General features: G+C 72.4%; 17 protein-coding genes and 1 tRNA gene. 12 read left to right on the top strand and 6 right to left on the bottom strand.

Annotated elements, in window-relative coordinates; all coding sequences use genetic code 11:
* Positions 1-140 precede the first annotated feature (140 nt).
* From pyrH to ACWD3O_RS06985, 10 genes are all read left to right on the top strand, one after another.
* Entirely contained in the window at positions 141-905 is a 765-nt protein-coding gene (pyrH, locus tag ACWD3O_RS07030; protein ID WP_451412065.1) for a UMP kinase, read from the top strand.
* Between the two features lie 189 nt (positions 906-1,094).
* Complete coding sequence (frr, locus tag ACWD3O_RS07025) at positions 1,095-1,652, top strand: ribosome recycling factor (RefSeq protein ID WP_166020979.1); 558 nt, start codon at positions 1,095-1,097, stop codon at positions 1,650-1,652.
* On the top strand, positions 1,652-2,905 hold the full coding sequence (locus tag ACWD3O_RS07020) for a phosphatidate cytidylyltransferase (RefSeq protein WP_451415095.1): 1,254 nt from the start codon (positions 1,652-1,654) through the stop codon (positions 2,903-2,905). The genes frr and ACWD3O_RS07020 overlap by 1 nt, the downstream gene beginning before the upstream one ends.
* A 123-nt stretch (positions 2,906-3,028) precedes the next feature.
* Entirely contained in the window at positions 3,029-3,652 is a 624-nt protein-coding gene (locus ACWD3O_RS07015) for a hypothetical protein (protein ID WP_451415094.1), read from the top strand.
* A 248-nt stretch (positions 3,653-3,900) separates the two neighbouring features.
* Positions 3,901-3,975, top strand: a tRNA-Trp gene (locus tag ACWD3O_RS07010).
* Positions 3,976-4,167: 192 nt separating this feature from the next.
* A complete protein-coding gene (gene rlmN, locus ACWD3O_RS07005) occupies positions 4,168-5,274 on the top strand; it encodes a 23S rRNA (adenine(2503)-C(2))-methyltransferase RlmN (protein ID WP_451415093.1) in 1,107 nt (368 codons plus the stop codon).
* A gap of 210 nt (positions 5,275-5,484) precedes the next feature.
* A complete protein-coding gene (locus ACWD3O_RS07000) occupies positions 5,485-6,567 on the top strand; it encodes a thiamine ABC transporter substrate-binding protein (protein ID WP_451415092.1) in 1,083 nt (360 codons plus the stop codon).
* An 89-nt stretch (positions 6,568-6,656) separates the two neighbouring features.
* Entirely contained in the window at positions 6,657-8,258 is a 1,602-nt protein-coding gene (locus ACWD3O_RS06995) for an ABC transporter permease (protein WP_451415219.1), read from the top strand.
* Positions 8,259-8,260: 2 nt separating this feature from the next.
* Positions 8,261-9,301: an ABC transporter ATP-binding protein gene (locus ACWD3O_RS06990; protein WP_451415091.1), complete on the top strand. Its 1,041-nt coding sequence runs from the start codon at positions 8,261-8,263 to the stop codon at positions 9,299-9,301.
* Between the two features lie 9 nt (positions 9,302-9,310).
* On the top strand, positions 9,311-10,108 hold the full coding sequence (locus ACWD3O_RS06985; RefSeq protein WP_451415090.1) for a maleylpyruvate isomerase N-terminal domain-containing protein: 798 nt from the start codon (positions 9,311-9,313) through the stop codon (positions 10,106-10,108).
* Positions 10,109-10,123: 15 nt separating this feature from the next.
* On the opposite strand, the gene ACWD3O_RS06980 is transcribed toward ACWD3O_RS06985, so the two are convergent.
* The 5 genes from ACWD3O_RS06980 to ACWD3O_RS06960 form a co-directional block, all read right to left on the bottom strand.
* Positions 10,124-10,531, bottom strand: a complete 408-nt coding sequence (locus tag ACWD3O_RS06980) for a VOC family protein (RefSeq protein WP_451415089.1) — start codon at positions 10,529-10,531, stop codon at positions 10,124-10,126.
* Positions 10,532-10,662: 131 nt separating this feature from the next.
* Positions 10,663-11,943, bottom strand: coding sequence for a hypothetical protein (locus ACWD3O_RS06975; protein WP_451415088.1), 1,281 nt, complete (start codon positions 11,941-11,943; stop codon positions 10,663-10,665).
* Entirely contained in the window at positions 11,925-12,665 is a 741-nt protein-coding gene (locus ACWD3O_RS06970) for an ABC transporter ATP-binding protein (RefSeq protein WP_451415087.1), read from the bottom strand. The genes ACWD3O_RS06975 and ACWD3O_RS06970 overlap by 19 nt, the downstream gene beginning before the upstream one ends.
* 264 nt (positions 12,666-12,929) lie before the next feature.
* Positions 12,930-14,327: an aspartate aminotransferase family protein gene (locus ACWD3O_RS06965; protein ID WP_451412051.1), complete on the bottom strand. Its 1,398-nt coding sequence runs from the start codon at positions 14,325-14,327 to the stop codon at positions 12,930-12,932.
* Positions 14,312-14,809, bottom strand: a complete 498-nt coding sequence (locus ACWD3O_RS06960; protein WP_451412050.1) for an Lrp/AsnC family transcriptional regulator — start codon at positions 14,807-14,809, stop codon at positions 14,312-14,314. The genes ACWD3O_RS06965 and ACWD3O_RS06960 overlap by 16 nt, the downstream gene beginning before the upstream one ends.
* A gap of 194 nt (positions 14,810-15,003) precedes the next feature.
* Between ACWD3O_RS06960 and ACWD3O_RS06955 the strand changes: the two genes are divergently transcribed.
* The gene (locus ACWD3O_RS06955) at positions 15,004-16,443 is read left to right on the top strand and encodes a gamma-aminobutyraldehyde dehydrogenase (protein ID WP_451415086.1); all 1,440 of its coding nucleotides are present in this window, start codon (positions 15,004-15,006) and stop codon (positions 16,441-16,443) included.
* A gap of 136 nt (positions 16,444-16,579) precedes the next feature.
* Positions 16,580-17,122 carry a hypothetical protein gene (locus tag ACWD3O_RS06950; protein WP_451412048.1) on the top strand — a complete coding sequence of 181 codons (543 nt, stop codon included), beginning with the start codon at positions 16,580-16,582 and terminating at the stop codon, positions 17,120-17,122.
* On the opposite strand, the gene ACWD3O_RS06945 is transcribed toward ACWD3O_RS06950, so the two are convergent.
* The gene (locus ACWD3O_RS06945; protein WP_451415085.1) at positions 17,112-18,287 is read right to left on the bottom strand and encodes a serine hydrolase domain-containing protein; all 1,176 of its coding nucleotides are present in this window, start codon (positions 18,285-18,287) and stop codon (positions 17,112-17,114) included. The genes ACWD3O_RS06950 and ACWD3O_RS06945 overlap by 11 nt on opposite strands.
* Positions 18,288-18,350: the final 63 nt, after the last annotated feature.

Raw genomic sequence — 18,350 nt, 5'->3', positions numbered from 1 at the left:
GGGTACGCCGCCGCGCACTCGCGCGCGGCGGGCGACAACAGATCTGACGAGGGAGGCCATTGCCGCATGGGATGCGAACGACACCCCACCGGCAATGGCCTTCTTCGTGTGTGTGCACTGCAAACGAAGTGAGACTCCCCATGACCACGACCACGAAGGCCGAGAAGAGCGACGACGGCAAAGCACGCGGCCGGTATCTGCTGAAGCTGTCCGGCGAGGCGTTCGCCGGCGGCGGCGGACTCGGCGTCGACCCGGACGTGGTGCATGCCATCGCGCGCGAGATCGCCGCCGTGGTCCGGGACGGTGCGGAGATCGCCGTCGTCATCGGCGGCGGCAACTTCTTCCGCGGCGCCGAGCTGCAGCAGCGCGGCATGGACCGCGCCCGCTCCGACTACATGGGCATGCTCGGCACGGTGATGAACTGCCTCGCCCTCCAGGACTTCCTGGAGAAGGAAGGCATCGACTCGCGCGTCCAGACCGCCATCACCATGGGCCAGGTCGCCGAGCCCTACATCCCCCTGCGGGCCGTGCGCCACCTGGAGAAGGGCCGTGTGGTCATCTTCGGCGCCGGTATGGGCATGCCGTACTTCTCCACCGACACCACCGCCGCCCAGCGTGCCCTGGAGATCGACGCCGAGGCCCTGCTGATGGGCAAGAACGGCGTCGACGGGGTCTACGACTCCGACCCCCGCACCAACCCGACCGCGGTCAAGTTCGACTCGCTGGGCTACGGCGAGGTCATCACCCGCGACCTCAAGGTCGCCGACATGACCGCCATCACGCTCTGCCGCGACAACGACCTGCCGATCCTCGTCTTCGAACTCCTGGCGGAGGGCAATATCGCCAGGGCCGTCAAGGGTGAGAAGATCGGCACGCTCGTGGGCGACCCGGGCCGCCGGGACTGACCGGCGAACCAGCTCACCCGGCCTGCGCCGGATGAGCGCCCCGTGCCCCGGTCGGGCGACGACCTGGCCGGGGGATGGACAATGTCCTGCCGGTCCGGAACCGTGCAGGAAGAAGACGCGACGCAACCGCCCGCCGGCGCAGGACAGGATCGGCGGACGGGCCTACTTCAAGACACGCAGGAGCAAGTGGTGATCGAAGAGACCCTCCTCGAGGCCGAGGAGAAGATGGAGAAGGCCGTCGTGGTCGCCAAGGAGGACTTCGCCGCGATCCGCACCGGCCGTGCGCACCCGGCGATGTTCAACAAGATCGTGGCCGACTACTACGGCGCGCTGACGCCGATCAACCAGCTGGCCTCGTTCTCCGTGCCGGAGCCGCGCATGGCCGTGGTGACCCCGTTCGACAAGAGCGCGCTGCGCAACATCGAGCAGGCGATCCGCGACTCCGACCTGGGCGTCAACCCGAGCAACGACGGCAACATCATCCGCGTGACGTTCCCCGAGCTCACCGAGGAGCGCCGTCGCGACTACATCAAGGTCGCCAAGACCAAGGGCGAGGACGCCAAGGTCTCGATCCGTTCCGTGCGCCGCAAGGCCAAGGACGCCATCGACAAGCTGGTCAAGGACGGCGAGGTCGGCGAGGACGAGGGCCGTCGCGCCGAGAAGGAGCTGGACGACACCACCGCCAAGTACGTCGCCCAGGTCGACGAGCTGCTCAAGCACAAGGAAGCGGAGCTGCTCGAAGTCTGATGAACGACTCTTCCTGGGGGGCGCCGCCGCAGGCAGGACACGGGTGGCCGTCCGAGCACGAGCAGAGGTATGGAACGCCCGGCGGCCCCGTCCAGGGAGCTGTTCCGACGGGTCCGGCGTACGATGCGCATGCGGCACACGCGCCGCGTGACGCGTATGCGGCGCCGGTGGCGCAGGACGCCCGTGTGGCCCCCGGGCCCCACGGTGCCTACGGGCAGCCGTACGGCGCGCCCGCGCAGGGGGCGGTCGTGTCCGCTCCGCACGCGCCCGCTGGGCATGTGCCCGTGCAGCCCGGGGCATTCGTGCCCCAGGGTGACGCCGTTCAGCACACCCGCCCCTTGCCCGTCGTCAGCGAGAAGCCGCAGGAGCCCATGTCCGACGCCTCCCAGCCGCCCCCGGCCGCCCCGCACGGGCCCGAGGAACCGCGGCAGCGGAAGAAGAAGAGCGCGGGACGCGACCTCGGCGCGGCGATAGGGGTCGGCGTCGGGCTGGGCGTGGTGGTCCTGGTCGCGCTCTTCGTGGTGAAGGCCGTGTTCGTCGGCGTCGTGGTGGCTGCCGTGGGCGTCGGCCTGTGGGAGCTGACCTCGCGGCTGTCGGAGCGCAAGGGGATCAAGGCGCCGCTGGTGCCGCTGGTCGTCGGCGGCGGGTCGATGGTGGTCGCCGGTTACGCGGCCGGACCCGAGGGCGCCTGGCTGGCGACCGCGTTCACCGCGCTCGCGGTGCTGGTGTGGCGGATGAGCTCGCCGCCGCAGAACTACCTCCGGGACGTCACGGCCGGCCTGTTCGCCACGTTCTACGTGCCGTTCCTGGCGACGTTCGTCTCCCTGATGCTGACCGCGGACGACGGTCCGCAGCGGGTGCTGACGTTCCTCCTGCTGACGATCGTCAGCGACACCGGCGCCTACGCCGTGGGCTGGCGGTTCGGCACCCACAAGCTGGCGCCGCGGATCAGCCCCGGCAAGACCCGCGAGGGCCTGCTGGGCGCGATGGGCTTCTCCATGGCCGCCGGTGTGCTGTGCATGACGCTCCTGGTGGACGGCGGCGCCTGGTGGCAGGGCCTGCTGCTCGGTCTGGCCGTCGCGGTCAGCGCGACGCTGGGCGACCTCGGCGAGTCGATGATCAAGCGAGACCTCGGCATCAAGGACATGGGCGCGCTGCTGCCGGGCCACGGCGGCATCATGGACCGCCTGGACTCCCTGCTCCCCACCGCCCCGGTGGTGTGGCTGCTGCTGGAGATCTTCGTCGGCAGCTGATCTCCCCGGAAGACCCGCACCCCACCCCTCTCGAACGTATGATCGCGACGATCGTGCACGTTTCGGGAGGGGTGGACGCGTATGTGGGGGCGGCGCAAGGAAGGTCTCCGGACCGTCCAGGCGATGGTCGACGAGCTGGGCGAGGAGCGGCGGAACGTCGACGGCCTGCTGAACAGGCTGGACGACGAGGTCAAGCGCGTCGAGGGCCTGCTCGGCCGCGGCGACGGGATCCCCCGCGGGGTCGTCGAGACCCTCCTCGACGAGGCGAAGCGCACCTTCGACCGTGCCGAGGAGGAGGGCGAGCGGCAGCACCGGACGTTCCAGGACATGGCCCGCGCCGCGGCCGCCGACCGGCGGGTGGACGCGCGGGAGATGGCGGCGCTGCAGAGCGAGTTCGACGACGGGACGAGCGCTCTGCGGGAGCTCTTCGAGGAGGCGGAGGCTCTGCTGGCCGCCCTCCAGGGGCTGCGCGGGAAGCTGGAGGAGCTGCCGGAGAAGCTGCGGCCGGTGCGTGGGCGCATCCACGCCGCGCTGGAGGCGGCCCGGCGGGACCTCGAGACCCTGCGGCGCGGGGGCGCGAGCGGGTTCGGCCACGAGGCGGAGCTGACCCGCCTCACCGAGCGCCTGGCCACGCTCGAACAGGGCGGTTACCACCCGACCCCGGAGCGCGGACCCGTCCGGCACTTCACGGACCTCGAGGCGGAGGTCGCCGCCCTCCGCGACGCGATGGCAGCCCCGGGCCACTGAGCGGGTCGCCGGGCAGGGGGGGGCGGGCGGCAACGCCCCCTACGGCGCGCGTCTCCCGTGCCGCCTCCGCGGAGCCGGCCGTGCCTCCCGGGGGCCGTCGCGTGCCGGCAGCCGACCGGTGGGCCACGGGGCTGTTCTTCCGCCTGTTCGACCAGTACCGAGCCGAGCGCGAAGACCGCGGCGCGATGAGATTTCCCTACCGGAGCCAGGTCTCTCCCGCCATGCGATGGGCTAGCATCCCCGCGGGCGAAGCCGTAGCGCAGAGGTCGTCGCGCGCGGTCTCCAAAATCGCGAGGACGCCGGTTCGAATCCGGCCGGTTTCGCCCGTGCCGACCTGGCTCCTCCGGCCCCCGGAACCTCCGTCCGCAGGGAGGTCCTCCGGCACACCACCCACGACCACCAGGTCAAGGTCCGGCTCGATGAGCGGCCGCTGGCCGACGAGTGACCTCGCTGGGCCGCCCCTGGTCCGTCCGAGGAGCGGGTCACGGAAGTTGATCTGCGACACTGGTACAGCCATGCCTAAGCCCGGAGAACTTACTTTCGTCGCCCCGCGCGGAGCCAAGAAGCCGCCGCGGCACCTCGCCGACCTCACGCCCGCCGAGCGCAAGGAAGCGGTGGCCGCGATCGGCGAGAAGCCGTTCCGCGCCAAGCAGCTCTCGCAGCACTACTTCGCGCGGTACGCGCACGACCCGGAGCAGTGGACGGACATCCCCGCCGCCGCGCGGGACAAGCTGCGGGAGGCGCTGCTCCCGGAGCTGATGACCCCGCTGCGGCACCTGTCCACGGACGAGGGCGCCACCCGCAAGACGCTCTGGAAGATGTTCGACGGCACGCTCGTCGAGTCGGTGCTGATGCGGTACCCGGACCGGGTGACGATGTGCATCAGCTCGCAGGCCGGGTGCGGCATGAACTGCCCGTTCTGCGCCACCGGCCAGGCCGGGCTGGACCGGAACCTGTCGACGGCGGAGATCGTCCACCAGATCGTCGACGGCATGCGCGCGCTGCGTGACGGGGAGATCCCCGGCGGCCCGGCGCGGCTCAGCAACATCGTGTTCATGGGCATGGGCGAGCCGCTCGCCAACTACAACCGGGTGATCGGTGCCATCCGCCGGCTCACCGACCCGGAGCCCGACGGCCTCGGCCTGTCGCAGCGTGGCATCACCGTGTCCACGGTCGGCCTGGTGCCCGCCATCAACCGGTTCGCCGACGAGGGCTTCAAGTGCCGCCTGGCGATCTCGCTGCACGCCCCCGACGACGAGCTGCGCGACACGCTGGTCCCGGTGAACACCCGCTGGAAGGTGCGGGAGGTGCTGGACGCCGGCTGGGAGTACGCCGCGAAGTCCGGGCGCCGGCTGTCCATCGAGTACGCGCTGATCCGCGACATCAACGACCAGGCATGGCGCGGCGACCGGCTCGGCCGGCTGCTCAAGGGCAAGCCCGCGCACGTCAACCTGATCCCGCTGAACCCGACGCCGGGCTCCAAGTGGACCGCCTCGCGGCCCGAGGACGAGAAGGCGTTCGTCGAGGCGATCGCCGCGCACGGCGTGCCGGTCACGGTGCGTGACACGCGCGGTCAGGAGATCGACGGGGCCTGTGGTCAGCTCGCCGCCACCGAGCGGTAATCTGGCCACACCACACATCCGAATAGCGATTATCCGACAGGGGAGCGCCACAGCGCTGAGAGTGCGGGACCGACCGCAGACCCTCTGAACCTCGCCCAGGTCATTCTGGGTAGGGAGTTCGGGCACCTCGAGCTGTTGCGCCCTGCCCGGGAACGGTCCGCCGTTCCCGGGCAGGGCCGCGTCTCTTCCTGGTCACCCAGGAGGAAAACCGTGTACACGCACAGGAAGTCCGCCGCCGCGACGGCGGCCGTTCTCGCCCTCGCCCTCGCCGCGTGCGGCGGCTCCGGTGATGCCGGGGACGACGCGCAGGAGTCCGGCGGGAAGACCGTGACCCTGATCAGCCACGACTCGTGGGCCGCCTCCAAGGAGGTGATCGCCGAGTTCGAGAAGACCTCCGGGTACAAGCTCAAGGTCCTGGAGGACGGCGACGCCGGGCAGGCCCTCAACAAGGCCGTGCTCACCAAGGACCACCCGCAGGGCGACGTCCTCTTCGGCGTGGACAACACGCTGCTCTCCCGCGCCCTCGACAACCAGCTCTTCGACCCGTACCAGGCCGAGGAGTCGGCGCGGATCGGCGAGGAGTTCCGGGTCGAGGGGGACGCGGCCACGCCGGTCACCACCGGCGACGTCTGCGTGAACTACGACAAGGCGTACTTCGAGAAGGAGGGCCTCGAGCCGCCGAACAGCTTCGACGACCTGGTCAAGCCCGCGTACAAGAACCTGCTGGTCACCGAGGACGCCGGCACCTCCTCGCCCGGCCTGGGCTTCCTCCTGGGCACCGCCGCCGAGTACGGCGACGACGGCTGGCAGGACTACTGGAAGAAGCTCCGCGCCAACGGCGTGAAGGTGGTCAGCGGCTGGGAGCAGGCGTACAACGAGGAGTTCTCCGGTTCCGCCGGCGGCAAGCAGGCGGGCGGCGACCGGCCGCTGGTCGTCTCCTACGCCTCCTCCCCGCCGGTGGAGGTCATCTACGCCGACCCGCAGCCCGAGGAGGCGCCCACCGGCGTGGCCACCGGCACCTGCTTCCGCCAGATCGAGTACGCGGGCCTGCTGAAGAACGCCGCCAACCCCGAGGGCGGCAAGGCGCTGCTGGACTTCCTGGTCTCCAAGACCTTCCAGGAGGACCTGCCGCTCAACATGTTCGTCAACCCGGTCCGGGGCGACGCCGCGCTGCCGGAGGCGTTCACCGAGCACGGCGCCGTCGCCGAGGACCCGAAGACGCTGGCGCCCGAGAAGATCGCCGCCAACCGTGACGAGTGGATCGACCGGTGGACCTCGCTCGTCGTACGGTGACCGACACCAGCACCGGCACCGGCACCGGCACCGGCACCGGCACCGGCACCGGCACCGGGCTGCGGAGCAGCGTGGCGCGGCTCGGCCTGATGGCTGTGCCCGTCGCGTTCTTCGCGGTCTTCTTCGCCCACCCCGTCGTCGCCATCGTCCTGCGCGGACTGCGCGGCGAGGACGGGGCGTGGCGGATCGGGGAGGCCGCGCGGGTGCTGGGGCGGCCGGAGGTCCGCGAGGTCCTCTGGTTCACGTTCTGGCAGGCGCTGGCCTCCACGGCGCTCACCCTGCTGATCGCGCTGCCCGCCGCCTACGTGTTCGCCCGGCTGCGCTTTCCGGGTCGGGAGCTGCTGAGGGCGGTCGTCACCGTGCCGTTCGTGCTGCCGACGGTGGTGGCCGGCACCGCCTTCCTCGCCGTGATCGGACGCGGCGGACTCACCGACACCTGGTGGGGGGTCCGGCTGGACGGCACGGTGTGGGCGATCCTGCTCGCACACGTCTTCGTGAACTTCGCGGTGGTGGTCCGCACGGTCGGCGGGCTGTGGGCCCAGCTGGACCCGGGGCAGGAGGAGGCCGCCCGCATGCTCGGGGCCTCCCGGTTCACGGCCTGGCGCACGGTGACCCTGCCGGCCCTCGGGCCCGCGGTGGCCGCCGCCGCTGTGATGATCTTCCTCTTCACCTTCACCTCCTTCGGCATCGTGCAGGTCCTCGGCGGACCCGGCGTCTCCACGCTGGAGACGGAGATCTACCGCCGGACCGCCGACCTGCTCGACCTGTCCACGGCCGCGGTGCTCAGCCTGGTCCAGTTCGCCGCGGTGGGCGGCGTGCTCGCCGTGCACGCCTGGACGGTGCGCCGGCGGGAGGCCGCCCTGCGGCTCGTCGACCCCGCCACCACCGCGCGGCCGCCGCGCGGGGCCGGGCAGCGGCTGCTGCTCGCCGGGGTCCTGCTGGTGACCGCGGTGCTGATCGTGCTGCCGCCGGCGGTGCTGGTGCAGCGGTCCCTGGCGGCCGGGTTCGGCTACTACCGGGCGCTGACCGAGTCCGACGGCGGCGCGTTCCTGGTCCCGCCGATCGAGGCCGTGGGGAACTCGCTGGAGTACGCGGTGGCGGCCACCGCGATCGCGGTGCTGATCGGCTCCCTCGCGGCCGCCGCCCTCGCCCGGCGGGACGCGGGACGGTGGGTGCGCGGCTTCGACGCGCTGCTCATGCTGCCCCTGGGCGTCTCCGCGGTCACCGTCGGCTTCGGCTTCCTGATCGCGCTCGACGAACCGCCGCTGGACCTGCGCGCCACCTGGATCCTGGTCCCGCTGGCGCAGGCGCTGGTCGGCGTGCCGTTCGTCGTGCGGACCATGCTGCCCGTGCTGCGCGCGGTCGACCACCGGCTGCGCGAGGCCGCCGCCGTGCTGGGCGCCTCGCCGTGGCGGGTGTGGCGCGAGGTGGATCTCCCCCTGGTGCGGCGGGCGCTGCTGATCGCCGCCGGGTTCGCCTTCGCGGTGTCCCTCGGCGAGTTCGGGGCGACGGTGTTCATCGCACGGCCCGACAACCCGACCCTGCCGGTGGCCGTGGCCAAGCTGGTCGGCCGGCCCGGCGACCTCAACTACGGCCAGGCCATGGCCCTTTCGGTGATCTTGATGGTGGTGTGCGCGGCGGCCCTGCTCGCCCTGGAGCGGCTGCGCGGCGACCGGACGGGAGAGTTCTGACGATGCTGCTCACCCTGGAGGGCGCCACCGTCCGGTTCGGCGGCCGGGCCGCCCTGGACGCGGTGGACCTGGCGGTCGCCGAGCACGAGATCGTCTGCGTGCTGGGCCCCAGCGGCAGCGGCAAGTCGACCCTGCTGCGGGCCGTCGCCGGCCTGCAGCAGGTGGACGACGGACGGGTGCTGCTGGACGGCCGGGACCAGGCGCGGGTGCCCGCGCACCGGCGCGGCGTGGGCCTGATGTTCCAGGACCACCAGCTCTTCCCGCAGCGCGATGTGGCCGGCAACGTCGCCTTCGGGCTGCGGATGCACGGCGTGGGACGAACGGAACAGGCCGAGCGGGTCGGGGAGTTGCTGGAGCTGGTCGGGCTGCCCGGCGCCGGGCGGCGGGCCGTCGCCACGCTCTCCGGTGGCGAGCAGCAGCGGGTCGCGCTGGCCCGCGCGCTGGCCCCCCGCCCCCGGCTGCTGATGCTCGACGAGCCGCTGGGCCAGCTCGACCGCACCCTGCGCGAGCGGCTGGTCGTCGAACTCCGCGAGCTGTTCGGCCGGCTGGGGACCACGGTGCTGGCCGTCACGCACGACCAGGGGGAGGCGTTCGCGCTGGCCGACCGGGTGGTGGTGATGCGGGACGGCCGCATCGCGCAGTCCGGCACGCCGCTGGAGGTCTGGCAGCGGCCCGTGGACGCGTTCGTGGCGCGGTTCCTCGGCTTCGAGAACGTCGTCGGGGCGAGGGTCACCGGCACGGTCGCGGACACCCCGTGGGGCGAGGTGCCGGTGCCGGAGGGCTCCGGCCAGGGCGAACGCACCGTCCTGGTGCGGCCGCTGGGCGTCCGGGTGGCCGCGGGGACGGACGGGCGGACGGTGTGCACGGTGGCCGCGCGCACCTTCCAGGGCGCCCAGGTCTCCCTGCGGCTGCGGCCCGAGGACGGCGCTCCCGAGCTGGAGGCCGTGTGCCCGCTGCGGGACGCGCCCGCGCCCGGGGACCGGGTCGGGGTCTCCTTCGACCCGGACGAAATCGTGGTGCTGGAGGGGACCGAGGGCGCCTAGGGTGCGGGGATGACCACCGACGTGTACGCCCGCCGCATCGCCCATGTGGACCAGCAGGTCGAGCAGGTGAGGTCGCTGGTGACCTCCGGCGCGGACCTGGCCGCGCGGGTGCCGACCTGCCCGGACTGGACGCTGGAGGAGCTGGTCCGGCACGTGGGCGGGGCGCTGCGCCGGTCCGGCCGGCTGGTCGCCACCCGGGCCACCGAGGACCTGCCGGACGAGGCGGTGCCGCTCTTCGACGGCCCCCGGGAGCGGGGCGACGCCCGCGCACTGGACGCGTGGCTGGAGGGGGCCGGCCGGCTGCTCGCCGACGCGTTGCGCGGGGCGGAGCCGGACACGCCGGTGTGGTCGTGGTTCACGGACCACACCGCCGGTTTCTGGGCCCGCCGGATGTGCAACGAGCTGGCCGTCCACCGTGCCGACGCGGCCCTCGCCGCGGGACGGCCCTACGCGGTGGCGCCGGAGGTGGCCGCCGACACGGTCGAGGAGTGGCTGGAGATCGTCCGGTTCGCCCAGCGGGACCCCGACGACCGGGACGGCGCCGCGTTGCGGGCCGGCGGCCGCACCCTCCACCTGCATGCCACCGACGCCCCCGCGGGGCTCGACGCCGAGTGGCTGATCGAGCTCGCCGACGAGGGCGTCGTGTGGAGCAGGGCGCACGCCAAGGCGGACGTGGCCCTGCGCGGGCCGCTGGCCGAGGTGATGCTCGCCGTCCACCGGCGGGCGGCCCCGGACTCGGGCTCGCTGGAGGTGCTGGGCGACCGCGCGCTGCTGGACCTCTGGCTGGAGCACACCAAGTGGGGCTGACGCCCCCCGGCCCGGTCAGCCCTCCACGGCCGCCGGGTCCATCCACACGACCTCGAAGGTGTGGCCGTCGAGGTCCTCGAAGGCCCGGCCGTACATGAAGCCGTGATCCTGCTTCTCGCGCGGCTCGGTCGCGCCCAGGGAGACCGCCCGGTCGACCAGCTCGTCGACCTCCTGACGGCTCTCGGCGCTCAGCCCGATCAGCACCTCGCTGGTCCGGGTGGAGTCGGCGATCTCCTTGTGGGTGAACTGCGCGTACTTCTCGTGCGCGAGCAGCATCACGACGATCTGCTCGGAGATGACCACCGAGCCGGTCGTCTCGTCGGAGAACTGCGCGTTGATGGTGTAGCCGAGCTCGGTGAAGAACTTCTTCGAGGCGTCGATGTCACGGACGGGCAGGTTCACGAAGATCATCTGCTGGTACATGGGTGGCCTTCCTCGGTAAGCGGTGGAGGTATCTGCTGCGGACGTAGGGAAGACCGCGCGAGGGCGCCGGACTCATCGCGAGTCCGGCGCCCTTCTGCGCGAATTTCCTCGGAGGAGGCAGCCGTTCGGGGTCAGCCTCCCGGGGTCAGGGAGGCCAGTTCCGCGACCAGGACGGTGAGCGGACCGAAGACCGCGAGCAGGACACCCGCGCGCAGGGCAGCACAGGCCCGGAGCGTGGTGGCCGGGGCGCCCACCCGCAGCAGGGCGAGCATGGTGTCCGCGCGCACCTGCCGCACCTCGATCGCGGCCGTCACCAGGGTGGCCGCCGTGCAGCCGGCCACCAGGACCGCGCCGAGTCCGCCCAGCGGGCCGAGGACCGGACCGCCCAGGTCGTAGCGGAGGACCAGCGCGTACGCCAGGGCCGCGACCGCCGCGACGACGCCCAGCGGACGCCCGACGCGGGATGCCTCGGCCATCAGCACCCGGCCGGCCAGCAGCCGGACCGCGCCGGGACGGGCGGCCTGGAGCAGCCTGCCGCACAGGTGGGTGAGGCCCGGCCCGATCAGCGCCAGCCCCAGCGCGGTCAGCGCCCAGCCGGCCAGCAGGCCGGCCGGCACCAGCGACAGGTCGGGGGTGAGGGCGACGCCGGCGCGGTTGGCGTAGCCCGCCACGCCGATCCCGGCGACCAGGACGGCCACGCCCCAGGGCAGCCCGTCGGGGCTCGCGGTGAGCCTCGGCGGGGCGGCCTCGGCGTCGGCGGCGGCCGTGACGGGAGGGGAGGCAGGGGCGGCAGGGCCCGCCGGGGTGGCCGCGAGGACGTCCTCGTCGTCCGCCGCCGGGGCGGGGGCCGGGCGCCGCGCCCCGGCGATCCGGCGGCGGGCCGCGCCGCGCAGGCCGCCCTCCTCGCGGGGCCGCAGCGACAGCGCGGTCGCCGCGGAGGCGAGCAGCGGGACCAGGGCGAGCAGCGTCAGGGTGGCCGGCAGCGGGAGCGGCCGGCCCGCCGCGAGGAGGGCGCCCGCGTCCCCGTCGAACGGCATCCCGGTGAGGTCGCCGCGCAGGTGCAGGAAGAACATCAGCGCCAGCATCGAGCCGAGGACGCAGCTCAGCGCCGTCGTGGTGACCGAGAGGACCATCATGCGGCCGGGGCCGAGCCCGATCGCCGACAGTCCCGGCCGCGGCCGGGTGCCGGGGTCGGTGCGGGCCACCGCCACCGCCAGGTACACGGTGGCGGCCACCGGCGCGGCGCACCAGGCGAGCCGCACGGAGGCGGCGGCCGGGGCCTCGGGGTGGGCCAGGGCCTGGCCGAGCGAGGACAGCAGCAGGAACCCGGTGCCGCCGGAGGCCGCCGCGACCATCAGGCGGCGGAGCTGGACGGCGGCCCCGGAGCGGCGGCCTAGACGGAGAGCGAGCACGAGGCGCGCCCCTCCGTACCGGCAGCCGGGGGCAGCTGCGCGTTGCTGACACGCCGTCCGTCGAGGAGGTGGACGACGCGGTCGGCCAGCGCGGCGGCCTCCAGGTCGCCGGTGGCCAGCACCACGGTGATGTCGTGGGAGCGGGCCGCCGTCATCAGGGTCCGCAGGACGTGCACCCGGTCGGCGCGGTGCAGCGGCGCGGTCGGCTCGTCGGCGAAGAGCACGGTGGGGGAGGGGGCGAGGGCACGGGCGATCGCCACCCGCTGGCGCTGGGCCTGGTTGAGCTCCAGCGGGTTCCTGCGGGCCAGCGCGCCGACGTCGAGGCGTTCCAGCCAGTCCAGGGCCCGCTCCCTGGCCTTGCGGCGGCCGGCGCCGCGCAGCATCAGGGGGAGGGCGGCGTTCTCCCAGACGTTCAGCTCCGGGACCAGACCCGGTTCGGGGTCGACCCAGGTGAAGCGCTCGCGGCGCAGGCGTTCACGGGCCAGCGGGCCCATCGTGTGCACGGGGGCGCTGTTGAACCAGACCTCTCCCCGGGTCGGCGTCAGCATGCCCGACAGGCAGCGCAGCAGGGTCGTCTTGCCACTGCCGCGCGGGCCGCCGACGGCGAGGATCTCGCCGTCCCGGACGCCCAGCGATACGCCGTTCAGCCCGGGCGTACGGTCGCGATGCGTGAAGTGCAGGGCTCGGGCCCAGAGCACGTCGTTGTCCGGCGGGGCCTCCACGGGCGTCACCTCGGTTCAGATCGCGTTTTCATCCTGCGTGTCCCCCGTCCGGGGGAACGAAGGCCGACCCGATCGGTCACTGCGCACGCTAGGGAGAACCCGGCCCCGGCCGTGCGAGGCCGGGGCTCCGAGGGCCCGTGTCTCACCCGTCCGGCCCCGGACGGCGAGGCGGTTGTCACACGGTCAGCTCATACGCCCGCCCCACGCGCCCGCCCCCTCACGGGCGGGTGCCGTGAGGGGGCGGGCCGGAGCGGTGGGGTGGGGTCAGAGCTTGGTCCAGGCCTCCGTGAGGGTGGCGCGGAGGATCTGCTCGATCTCGTCGAAGGTGGTCTGGTCGGCGATCAGCGGCGGGGCGAGCTGGACGACCGGGTCGCCGCGGTCGTCGGCCCGGCAGTACAGGCCGTTCTCGAAGAGCTTCTTGGAGACGAAGCCGTAGAGCACCCGCTCCGTCTCGTCCGCGTCGAAGGTCTCCTTGGTGTTCTTGTCCTTGACCAGCTCGATGCCGTAGAAGAACCCGTTGCCGCGGACGTCGCCGACGATCGGCAGGTCGTGCAGCTTCTGCAGGGTGCGCAGGAAGGCGCCCTCCTGGTCCAGCACGTGCTGGTTGAGCTTCTCCGACTCGAAGATGTCCAGGTTGGCCATCGCCACCGCCGCGGAGACCGGGTGACCGCCGAAGGTGTAGCCGTGCAGGAAGACGTTGTCGCCCCGGTAGAACGGCTCGGCCAGGCGGTCCGAGACGATGCAGGCTCCTATCGGGGAGTAGCCCGAGGTCATGCCCTTGGCGCAGGTGATCATGTCCGGCTGGTAGCCGAACTTCTCACAGCCGAACATGGTGCCCAGGCGGCCGAAGGCGCAGATCACCTCGTCGGAGACGAGCAGCACGTCGTACTGGTCGCAGATCTCCCGGACGCGCTGGAAGTAGCCGGGCGGCGGCGGGAAGCAGCCGCCCGCGTTCTGCACCGGCTCCAGGAAGACCGCGGCGACCGTGTCGGGGCCCTCGAAGAGGATCTGCTGCTCGATCTGGTCGGCGGCCCAGCGGCCGAAGGCCTCCGGGTCGTCGCCGTGGAGCGGGGCCCGGTAAATGTTGGTGTTGGACACCTTGTGGGCGCCCGGCACCAGCGGCTCGAACGGGGCCTTCAGCGCGGGCAGTCCGGTGATGGAGAGCGCGCCCTGCGGGGTGCCGTGGTAGGCGGTGGCGCGGGAGATCACCTTGTGCTTGGTGGGCTTGCCGGTCAGCTTGAAGTACTGCTTGGCCAGCTTCCAGGCGGTCTCCACCGCCTCGCCGCCGCCGGTGGTGAAGAAGACCTTGTTGAGGTCGCCCGGGGCGTGGTGCGCCAGCCGCTCGGCCAGTTCGACCGCCTGGGGGTGGGCGTAGGACCAGACGGGGAAGAACGCGAGCTCCCGGGCCTGGCGGGCCGCCGTCTCGGCCAGCTCGGCGCGGCCGTGGCCCGCCTGGACCACGAACAGGCCCGCCAGGCCGTCCAGGTACCGCTTGCCGGTGTCGTCGTAGATGTGGACGCCCTCGCCGCGCACGATCGTCGGAACGGGGGCGTTCTCGTACGACGACATGCGGGTGAAGTGCATCCACAGGTGGTCGTAGGCGGCCTTGCTGCGGTCCTTGCTGCTGGGATCCTGGCTGTTCACGGCTATCGGGTTCCCCACATGTAGGTCTGTTTCTTGAGCTTGAGGTAGACGAAACTCTCGGTCGAGCGCACTCCCGGCACGGCGCGTATCCGCCGGTTGATCACCTCGAGCATGTGATCGTCGTCCTCGCAGACGATCTCCACTATCAGGTCGAAGGAGCCGGCGGTCATGACCACGTACTCCGCCTCGTCCATGGCGGAGATCGCGTCGGCCACCGCCTCGATGTCGCCCTCCACGTGGACGCCGACCATGGCCTGCCGGCGGAAGCCCACGGTCAGCGGGTCCGTCACCGCGACGATCTGCATCACGCCCTGCTCCAGCAGCTTCTGCACGCGCTGGCGCACCGCCGCCTCGGAGAGGCCGACCGCCTTGCCGATCGCGGCGTACGGCCGACGGCCGTCCTCCTGGAGCTGCTCGATGATCGCGAGGGACACGGAGTCCAGGTGCGGCGTGCCACCGCTGGTGTCTGCGTTTCGACTGGCCACGCTGCCACTCTGCACGACAGATCGGTCGCGGGGCAAGAGTGAAGCGATGAAATCCGTTGTCTGAAGCATCTTTCGCTGCGGATTTCGCAGAAATCACCAGGTTGGGGGTGTCGGAAACGCGGGGGTCCCGACTAGGGTGGGCGTCTCGACCTACGAGACGTTCCGCACGGGACGACCCCGCAACCCCCGCACTGATCAGGAGGCCGGCAGTGAGCACCGAACTGCGTCGTCTGCGCAACTACATCGACGGTGAGTTCCGGGACGCCGCCGACGGACGGACCACCGAGGTGGTCGACCCGACGACGGGCGACCCCTACGCCACCGCCCCGCTGTCCGGGCAGACCGACGTCGACGCCGCCATGGCGGCCGCCGCGGCGGCCTTCCCCGCCTGGCGCGACGCCACGCCCGCCGAGCGCCAGCGGGCCCTCCTGAAGATCGCCGACGCCGTCGAGGCGCGTGCCGAGGACCTCATCGCGGCCGAGGTGAGGAACACCGGCAAGCCGGTCGGGCTCACCCGCACCGAGGAGATCCCGCCGATGGTCGACCAGATCCGCTTCTTCGCGGGCGCGGCCCGGATGCTGGAGGGGCGCTCGGCCGGCGAGTACATGGAGGGCCTGACCTCCATCGTCCGCCGCGAGCCGGTCGGCGTGTGCGCGCAGGTCGCCCCGTGGAACTACCCGATGATGATGGCCGTCTGGAAGTTCGCCCCGGCCCTCGCCGCGGGCAACACGGTCGTCCTCAAGCCGTCCGACACCACGCCGGAGTCGACCGTGCTGCTCGCCGAGATCCTCGGCGAGGTCCTGCCCAAGGGCGTCTTCAACGTCGTCTGCGGCGACCGCGAGACCGGCCGGATGATGGTCGAGCACCCCACCCCCGCGATGGCCTCCATCACCGGCTCGGTCCGCGCCGGCATGCAGGTCGCGGGCTCCGCGGCCAAGGACCTCAAGCGGGTCCACCTCGAGCTCGGCGGCAAGGCGCCGGTCGTGGTCTTCGAGGACGTGGACATCGAGAAGGCCGTCTCGTCCATCGCCGAGGCCGGTTACTTCAACGCCGGCCAGGACTGCACGGCGGCCACCCGCGTGCTGGTCCACGAGTCGGTGCACGACGAGTTCGTCGCCGCGCTCGCCAAGACCGCCGCCGAGACGAAGACCGGCCAGCCGGACGACGAGGACGTGCTCTACGGCCCGTTGAACAACGCCAACCAGCTCGCCCAGGTCGCCGGGTTCATCGACCGCCTCCCGGCCCACGCCAAGGTCGAGGCCGGCGGTCACCGGGTGGGCGACAAGGGCTACTTCTGGGCCCCGACCGTGGTCTCCGGCCTCAAGCAGGACGACGAGATCGTCCAGAACGAGGTCTTCGGCCCGGTCATCACCGTGCAGTCCTTCACCGACGAGGCCCAGGCCGTCGAGTACGCCAACGGCGTCGACTACGCGCTGGCCTCCTCGGTGTGGACCCGTGACCACGCGCGGGCGATGCGGATGTCCAAGACCCTGGACTTCGGCTGCGTCTGGATCAACACCCACATCCCGCTGGTCGCCGAGATGCCCCACGGCGGCTTCAAGAAGTCCGGCTACGGCAAGGACCTGTCGGGCTACGGCTTCGAGGACTACACCCGCATCAAGCACGTCATGACCTCGCTCGAGGGCTGACGGCACGACGCGGCCACGAAGGGGCCCCGGGCGGTGGAGACCGCCCGGGGCCCCTTCGCGTTCCCCGGACCTGTGAGCGGCCCCCGGGTCCGGCGGCAGTATTTGAACATGTTCAAGAATGGCGTACGCTGCTGCCGTGAGCGACAGAGCTGCCCTGCTGCGGGGCATTCGGTGCTGGTTGCTGTTCTTCGTCGTGTGCCTGGTGCTGAGCGGGATCACCGCCTTCCCCCTGGTCCACGAACTGCGCTGGGCGGAGCAGGCGTTGTCCGTGCTCCCCGCGCCCGACGGGCTGACGGAGTGGGTCACCCGGGTCCGCCGCGGCCTGGACCGGGCGGACGCCGAGTATCCGTTCCTGCTGTACGGGACGGACTGGCTGGCCTTCGCGCACCTGGTGATCGCGGTGGCCTTCTGGGGGCCCTACCGGGACCCGGTCCGCAACATCTGGGTGATCGAGTTCGGGATGATCGCCTGCGCCGGCATCATCCCCCTGGCGCTGATCTGCGGGCCGATCCGGGGCATCCCCTTCTTCTGGATGCTGATCGACATGTCGTTCGGGGTGTTCGGGGTGATCCCGCTGCTGATCCTGCGCCGCCGGATCAAGCGGCTGGAGGCCCTGACCGTCGCCGCGGCCGGGGAGGGCGTGGCGACGGCGGCCGGGCCCGTCGCGGTCAGCGGTTGAAGGCGGGGAAGGCGAAGCGCTGGGCGATGGCGTTGCCGTCGCCGCGCGCGTCGGTGGAGTTCACCGAGTACACGACGGTGCGGGAGAGGTCGCGGGTGGCCGCCACCACGGTGTGGTAGCCGGGGCGGGAGCCGGTCTTGCCCCAGATCTCCCGCCCGCCGACCGCGAAGCGCTCCAGGCCGAGCCCGATCGTCGCCTTCTCCCCCTCCTCGTTCCTGACGTCGGGGATCTCGAACATCTGGTCCAGGTAGGGCCGGGGCACCAGCTCGCCCCGGAAGAGCGAGACCATCAGGGTCTCCAGGTCGGCCGTCGACGAGATCAGGTCGCCGGCCGCGAAACGGTCCGTCATGTTCCACTCGGTGACGTCCGTGAGGCGGCCGTCGATGCGCTCGTAACCCCGGTTGTGCGGGCCGTGGACGCGCGGGTCGCCGTTCACCGGGAAGGAGCTGTCCCGCATGCCCAGCGGACGGAAGACCCGCACCTCGGCCTGGTGGGCGAAGGTGTCGCCGGTGACCGCCTCGACGAGCAGGCCGAGGACGACGTAGTGGATGTTGGAGTACCGCTGCACCGTGCCGGGGGCGGGGCCAGGGCCCGCCGCGACCGACCCGGCGACCACCTCCTGGGGGGTGAGGGTCTCGAAGCGGTGCTCCCACATCTCCTCGGTGGTGTCGCCGAAGGAGGCGCCCGGCCTGAGGCCGCTGGTGTGGTTCAGCAGCTGCCGCACGGTCATCGGCTCGAACGAGGCCGGGAAGAGCCCCGGAAGGTACCGCTGGACGGGCCGGTCGAGGCCGATCCGTCCCTCGGCGGCGAGCTGGAGCACCAGCGAGGCGGTGACCACCTTGCTGGTGGAGCCGGCGCGGAACCGGCCGTGCGCCGACGCGGGGGCCTGGCTGCGCAGGTCCCGCACCCCGGCCGTGCCGAGCCAGGCGCCGTGACCGCCCACGCGGACCTGCGCGGCCGTGGCGTCGTCGTCGGGCAGGTCGCGAATGGCCTCGCAGAGCGCCTCGGCGTCCGGGCCGGGGGCCAGGGTGACGCAGGAGGCGCGCGGGTGGGGCGCGGCGGTGGCCGCCCCGGCCGAGGGGAGCACGAGGCCCAGGGTCAGGGCGGCGGCGACGGCGACGGCGGCGGTGCGTGCGGTCCGTGCGGTGCGGGCGGTGCGGGGCATGCGGTTCTCCTCAGGACGACGGGTGCGCATCGGGCACGGTCATCCTGCTCGCGGCACGGACCC

The sequence above is a fragment of the Streptomyces sp. NPDC002640 genome, from assembly GCF_053592575.1.
This window is presented reverse-complemented; position numbering and strand designations above follow the sequence as displayed.

Bases quoted from the DNA above. Each gene is read 5' to 3' on its own strand.
- ACWD3O_RS06980 (WP_451415089.1), bottom strand. From the start codon at position 10,531: ATGTACCAGCAGATGATCTTCGTGAACCTGCCCGTCCGTGACATCGAC.
- ACWD3O_RS06945 (WP_451415085.1), bottom strand. From the start codon at position 18,287: ATGCCCCGCACCGCCCGCACCGCACGGACCGCACGCACCGCCGCCGTC.
- ACWD3O_RS07020 (WP_451415095.1), top strand. From the start codon at position 1,652: ATGAACGACTCTTCCTGGGGGGCGCCGCCGCAGGCAGGACACGGGTGG.
- ACWD3O_RS06990 (WP_451415091.1), top strand. From the start codon at position 8,261: ATGCTGCTCACCCTGGAGGGCGCCACCGTCCGGTTCGGCGGCCGGGCC.
- ACWD3O_RS07015 (WP_451415094.1), top strand. From the start codon at position 3,029: ATGGTCGACGAGCTGGGCGAGGAGCGGCGGAACGTCGACGGCCTGCTG.
- ACWD3O_RS06985 (WP_451415090.1), top strand. From the start codon at position 9,311: ATGACCACCGACGTGTACGCCCGCCGCATCGCCCATGTGGACCAGCAG.
- rlmN (WP_451415093.1), top strand. From the start codon at position 4,168: ATGCCTAAGCCCGGAGAACTTACTTTCGTCGCCCCGCGCGGAGCCAAG.
- ACWD3O_RS06995 (WP_451415219.1), top strand. From the start codon at position 6,657: ATGGCTGTGCCCGTCGCGTTCTTCGCGGTCTTCTTCGCCCACCCCGTC.
- pyrH (WP_451412065.1), top strand. From the start codon at position 141: ATGACCACGACCACGAAGGCCGAGAAGAGCGACGACGGCAAAGCACGC.